Raw genomic sequence first — 5,701 nt, 5'->3', positions numbered from 1 at the left:
AACGCCCGCGGCCTTGGCCGTCGCGATCGACATGTAGGCCGAGGCGATATGCGCGTAGCGGCCGGTGGGCACGTAGCAGCCGGCGACGTTACAGGGGACGAGCTTCTGGCCCGTGGTCAGGCCCGGCAGCAGCTCGACGGCGAAATCCTGGACGCTGTCGCGCTGCGCTTCGGCGAAGCGGCGCACCTGGCCTGCCGCGAAGGCAATGTCCTGCTTGACGCTCTCGGGCACGTCGCGCGTGCGGCGCTCAATCTCTTCCGGAGGTACGACGATGTCGCCGGACCATTTGTCGAGCTTGAGCGCATAGTCGCGCACTGCCGCCTCGCCGCGGGCCTCGATCTCGGCCAGCATGGTGCTGACGACCTCGCGCGCCGCATCGGTCTCCGTCTCTGGGGTCTTGGTTGCGCGCTTCACGTAATCGATTGCCATCGTCTCACCCATTCTGATCGGAAAGGAGCGCGCCCGCGCTCGGGAAATCGTTCAGCGCTGCACGCTGGACGGGTCGAACTCGGTCGCGAAGGCCCGAAGCTTCGGGTCATCAGCCACGCGCTTGAGGAAGGCGTCGTCGATGAAGGCCTTGGGGTCTGGCGCCTTGGGAACGGTTCCCACTTCGGCCATGAACCCGCCGATCTGGCTGAACCAGTTGTCGACCTCGGAGGCACCGGCGCTGCGCGACATGGCCTTCAGCTGCGCGTCGAGGGGATAGGTCGGGCGCAGAGCGAATTCCTGCTCGATTGCATGATCGGAGACCTCGATGCCGCCGTCCGCATAAAAGCGCTTCGTCATGTCATGAGCCTCCTTGGGGTTGGCTTTGGCCCAGCCCCAACCCCGGAGGTAAACTGCTAGGAACTTGGCCACCTCGGCCGGGTGCGCCTTGGCATAATCAGCCCGCACCACGAGGGCACCTGGCACGACGGCGCCTGCATCGGCGCCACTGCAGATCACCCGGGCGTTCGCCTTCTCTTCGAGCGTGTAGGTGTTGGGTGCCCAGACACCAACGATTTCGGCCGCGTCAGCGATCACCGCTGAGATGATCTGTGCCTGGCCAAGATTGACGAAACGCAGATCGCGTGGGCCGAGACCCCACTTCTTCAGGCAGTTCCGAGCTGCGAAATCGGCCGTGGAGTTCGTCGTGACGAGCAGCTTCTGACCGGCGAGCTGCTTGGGATCCTTGAGGATCGCGTCGAGACGGTCGGCACGCACCATCAAGGCGTTCGTCTTCGACTCGTCGTTCGTGAGACCGATCGTGAGCAGGCCAAAGCGCGCGGCGCCGAGAATGGCTGGCACCGAGCCCGCCCCACCGACATCCCAGGAGCCGGCCTGCGCCGCGGCGACCTGCGGAGCGCCCGCCGGGAACACCGCGAAGGACGGATCGAGCCCAGCTTCCTTCCACCAGCCTTTCTGGGTGGCGATGTAGAAGGGCAACGCCCAATAGAGCGACGGCTGATAGGACACGCCGATCTTCTCGGTCGGCGCCTGCGCTGTAGCGGCGAGCGGTGCGAGGGCGAGTGCCCCGGCAAGCAGGAGGCGTCTCAGCGTCGTCGACATGGATCAATCCTTCCTGGAGTGAACATTTGTAGAGTGCGGGCAGTGCTCTGGTGCCGGTCAGGCTGCCGCCTGACTCTTCTCCTCGCGAAGCGATTTCCAGATGTGCGTGCGCAGGTGGACGAAGGATTCGAGGTCCATCACATCCTCGATCCGGGCGCACTCATCCCAGCGCTCGGCCTCGCGGATCGCCTTGATGTCGAGGATTTCCTTGATGCGGCCTGGCCGCCGGGTCATCACGGCGACCCGGTCGGCGAGGTAGACCGCCTCCTCGACGCCGTGCGTGATGAAGAGAACCGTGCGCGGGTTCTTGCGCGCGAGGCGTACGAGTTCCTCCTGCATCACCACCCGCGTCTGCGCGTCGAGGGCGCCGAACGGCTCATCCATCAGGAGAACCTCGGGCTCGAGCACGTAGGCACGCGCGATGGCCACGCGCTGCTGCATGCCGCCGGAGAGCTGATGCGGATAGGCATCGGCGTAGGCGTCGAGCCCGATCATCGCTATCGCTGCCGAAACGCGTTCCCGCGTCTCCGGAGTGGGCAGCCCCTGGTTGCGCAGGCCGAAGGCGATGTTCTGGGCCACGGTCTTCCAGGGGAACAGGGCGAATTGCTGGAACACCACGGCGCGGTCGGGGCCGGGACCATGGACGGCCTGCCCACCAACCAAGACGCGACCTGAGGTCGGCGCCTCGAAGCCCGCCGCGAGGCGAAGGCAGGTGGTCTTGCCGCAGCCGGACGCGCCCACGATCGCGACGAACTCGCGGTCGGCAACGGTGAGGTCGACTCCATCGAGCGCCTTCACCGCGCCGCCAAAGGCTTTGTCTACATTCTCGAAGCGGATGGAGCTCATGGCGCGCTTTCCTCATGCCTGGCCGAGATGACGACGGATGCGGGACTCGATCAGGCGCAGGACCACGTCGAGGGCCACGCCGAACAATCCGATGGCGACCATTCCGACCATCACCGTCGTCGTCGAGACTGCCCCTTGCGCCTGGACCATCATGTAGCCGACGCCTGTGGAGGCCACGATCAGCTCGGCGCCCACGAGGGACTGCCAACCCAGGCCGGCGCTGATGCGCAGGCCTGCGACAATCGAGGGAAGAGCCGCAGGCAGCATCACCTCCGTGATGACCCGGTGTCCCGGCGTGCCGAGCATCGCGGCGGCCTCAAGAAGACGCGGGTCGACGAAGCGGGCGCCGCGGTAAGCGTTGATCAGACAAGGCGGGAAGGCACCCGCGAATATGATCAGGATCGGTCCACCAACCCCGGTGCCGAACCACAGGGCGGCGAACGGCACCCAGGCAATCGGTGCAATGAAGCGGAGTGCGTCGAACACCGGCGTGACGATGTCGTCTAGGAGGCGCGACCAGCCCATCATCAGACCGAGGGGCACACCGACGGCCGCCGCCAGGAGGAAGCCAGTCATGAAGCGCTGAACGCTCGAGAACAGATGGTCACCGAGGGTGCCCCCTGCGAAGGGGGTCGTCAGCAGGGTGACGAAGCGTTCCGCAACCTCGAGCGGGCTCGGGAGGAACGCGTGCAGGACAAGTCCGCTGGCCGCGAGCCCGGCCCACGATGCGAAGAAGAGCGCAGTTCCGGCGGCCCCAAGCGCCAGCGTGCGGCCGAAGGGGAGAGGTTGGCGATAGGCGATCACGCGGCGGCTCCTCGTACTTGGGCCCATACGATGGCGCGGCGCTCCGCCAGCCCGAGAAGTGCCGTGCTCCCGGCGCCGAGCACGCCGACGGCGGCCATACCGACGAGGATCATGCCAGGATAGAGATCCTGCTGCGCCACGTTCAGCACGTAGCCGAGGCCGGCCAGCGAGCCGACGAGCTCCGCTGCGACGAGCGTGGTCCAACTCGCCTGGAGCGAGAGGCGCAGCCCCGTAAAGATCATCGGAGCGGCGGCCGGCATCAGGACCTCGGTCACGAAGCGCAAGCGCGGCGTCCCGAGCATCTGCGCAGCCTCGACGATCGCGGGTGAGACGGAGCGGACGCCAGCATGCGTGCTGATGACGGCAGGTGGGAAAGCCGCCAAGCAGATCACCATCACCTTCGCCTGATCACCAAGGCCAAGCCACAGGATGGCGAGCGGGATCCAGGCGAGCGGTGGGATTGGCCGCAGGAGCAGAAAAACCGGGTTGATGAGCGCCTCGGCAGTTCGGGACCAACCCATCAGGAGTCCGACCGGAACGCCGAGCCCGACGGAGACCACGAAGCCCAGCGCAACGAGCCTCAACGAATGGAGGACGTGGACGAAGAGCGTGGCATCGGGATAGCCGCGCCCGAACGCCTGGACCGCAGCGGCCCCGACGTCGCCTGGGGCTGGGAAGCGTCCTGCAGAGACCAACCCGAGGAGTGTGGTGGCGAGGTACCAGGCGAGCGCGAGAACGGCGAGTGTCGTCGCGCCGACAAGTGTCCGGCGGCTGAGCCTCACGGTTTTTCCTCCTATCGGGCGTCCGTCTTCGCGGTTCGCCACACCTTCAGTCAGTCCCTAGAGGGAACAATGAAAGCGCTTTCATTCAATGTTCAATCCCGCTCCATGTCAAGACGAAATTGCATGAGAAGCGAATTTAATTTAGGACCTTGGCTGATGATTGCGCGTGCAGGCTTGTTCATCTGCAGCCACATAGGCTTGGTAGGCTATGAAGCGTACGGGACGCACCACACTACAGGCTGTCGCCGAGCGTGCAGGAGTTTCACCGGCAACGGCATCGCGCTCGCTCGCCGGCTCCTCGATTGTCCATCCCGATACCCTTAAACGGGTAAGAGAGGCGGCGGAGGCTCTCGGCTACCTCCCAGGCGGCCCAGCACAGGCGCTCGCGTCGGGGCGTACTCACACGATTGGAGCTGTTATTCCGACCCTAGATCACGCAATCTTCGCGCGCGCTGTTCAGGCCATGCAGACGACGCTGGCGAAAAGTGGGTACCAACTTCTCCTCGCTGCACACGAGTATTCGGCAGTTCAAGAAGCGGCGGCAGTTCGGTCGATGCTCGGCCGCGGCGTCGATGGGCTCATGGTTGTCGGCGCCGACCATCTGCCCGAAACCTGGGCTCACCTAACCAGTGTTTCTATCCCGGTCGTGCTTAGCTGGTCGTTCGACGAGCGTCTGGACTCGATCGGCTTCGACAACGCTCAAGCTGGATACCTCGCTGCGGAGCATCTTCTGCGCCTCGGCCATAGACGATTCGGGATGGTTTCAGGCTTTACTCAGACCAATGACCGCGCACGTTTACGGGTTGCCGGCATGCGTGAGGCGTTGGCGTCTGCTGGGCTCGACTTGCCGAATTCGCGAGTTTCAGAACAGCCCTTCACGCTCGCGGGCGGCCGGGCCGGTCTCGCGCAACTTCTCGGCCTTGCGGAGCCGCCCACGGCTGTCGTGTGCGGCAACGATCTGCTGGCGGTCGGCGTGATTCTTGAAGCGGGACAACGTGGCCTTGCAGTTCCCGAAGATCTGTCCGTGGTTGGCATCGACAATCTTGAGATTGCCAGTCACATCGCCCCGTCCTTGACGACTGTGCATCTGCCAACCGCTGAACTTGGACGGCAAGTTGCAGAGCATCTGCTTAGCCGTTTAAGCGGACAGACTCCCCCGAAACGCATCGAGATGGCCATTGAACTCGTCGAGCGGCACTCCTCGGGCCCGGCTCGATCTTCGGGCCGTGAGGACCCTGTTCAGGTGCGGCAGATCAGTATATTCAGAGAAGTATGATAATTTATCTTTACTTAAACAATTTTAATACTGAATTTTTTCTATAATCTTAGCGGGCCTTCAATATAGGCATCATATAGGCATGAGAGGGGTAGCTTGAAACAACCTCCTGAGTCGCAACGGATGTCTGCTTCTGCGATTCGGAGGCGGAAAACAGACCTGCAGCTTTCGGCCAGAATCAGTCGTTCCGGTTCGCGCCTGCCAAACATCCCGCTCGCCACAGTCTTACCGAAGCGGACGTTCGTTGATGAAGGCCTTCCGGCTCGGAGACAAACTCGAATGACCGGCTGCTGTGGGTCGGCAGCCGAACACCTGCCTCTCGCAACTGTTCTACAAGAGTCGCCGTTCGGCTGCCGATCACCACCCTCAAGCGAGCGTGCGGACCTTCGCCTCGCGGTCCCAGTAGCGTTGCTTGGCCGCTTCCACGAAACCGCCGAGGTCCGTC

Annotated in this window: 6 protein-coding genes; 1 reads left to right on the top strand and 5 read right to left on the bottom strand. The window is 64.0% G+C overall.

Features of this window, described 5'->3' with window-relative positions; translation table 11 throughout:
- The 5 genes from WDW90_RS34355 to WDW90_RS34335 all read right to left on the bottom strand — a co-directional run.
- Window positions 1-429: histidinol dehydrogenase (locus WDW90_RS34355; RefSeq protein WP_336492195.1), on the bottom strand; the 429-nt coding region annotated here is incomplete at its 3' end.
- Window positions 430-480: 51 nt separating this feature from the next.
- Window positions 481-1,548, bottom strand: a complete 1,068-nt coding sequence (locus WDW90_RS34350; RefSeq protein ID WP_336492194.1) for an ABC transporter substrate-binding protein — start codon at window positions 1,546-1,548, stop codon at window positions 481-483.
- A gap of 57 nt (window positions 1,549-1,605) precedes the next feature.
- The gene (locus WDW90_RS34345; protein ID WP_336492193.1) at window positions 1,606-2,394 is read right to left on the bottom strand and encodes an ABC transporter ATP-binding protein; all 789 of its coding nucleotides are present in this window, start codon (window positions 2,392-2,394) and stop codon (window positions 1,606-1,608) included.
- Between the two features lie 12 nt (window positions 2,395-2,406).
- On the bottom strand, window positions 2,407-3,198 hold the full coding sequence (locus tag WDW90_RS34340; RefSeq protein ID WP_336492192.1) for an ABC transporter permease: 792 nt from the start codon (window positions 3,196-3,198) through the stop codon (window positions 2,407-2,409).
- Window positions 3,195-3,980, bottom strand: coding sequence for an ABC transporter permease (locus tag WDW90_RS34335; RefSeq protein WP_336492191.1), 786 nt, complete (start codon window positions 3,978-3,980; stop codon window positions 3,195-3,197). The genes WDW90_RS34340 and WDW90_RS34335 overlap by 4 nt, the downstream gene beginning before the upstream one ends.
- Window positions 3,981-4,188: 208 nt before the next feature.
- Here WDW90_RS34335 and WDW90_RS34330 point away from each other — a divergent pair, with 208 nt between their 5' ends.
- Entirely contained in the window at window positions 4,189-5,256 is a 1,068-nt protein-coding gene (locus tag WDW90_RS34330) for a LacI family DNA-binding transcriptional regulator (protein ID WP_336492190.1), read from the top strand.
- Window positions 5,257-5,701: the final 445 nt, after the last annotated feature.

It is taken from the genome of Methylobacterium nigriterrae (assembly GCF_037106235.1).
Lineage (GTDB): Bacteria > Pseudomonadota > Alphaproteobacteria > Rhizobiales > Beijerinckiaceae > Methylobacterium > Methylobacterium nigriterrae.
The sequence above is the reverse complement of the archived record's forward strand: the minus strand, read 5'-3'. Positions and strand labels throughout refer to the sequence as shown.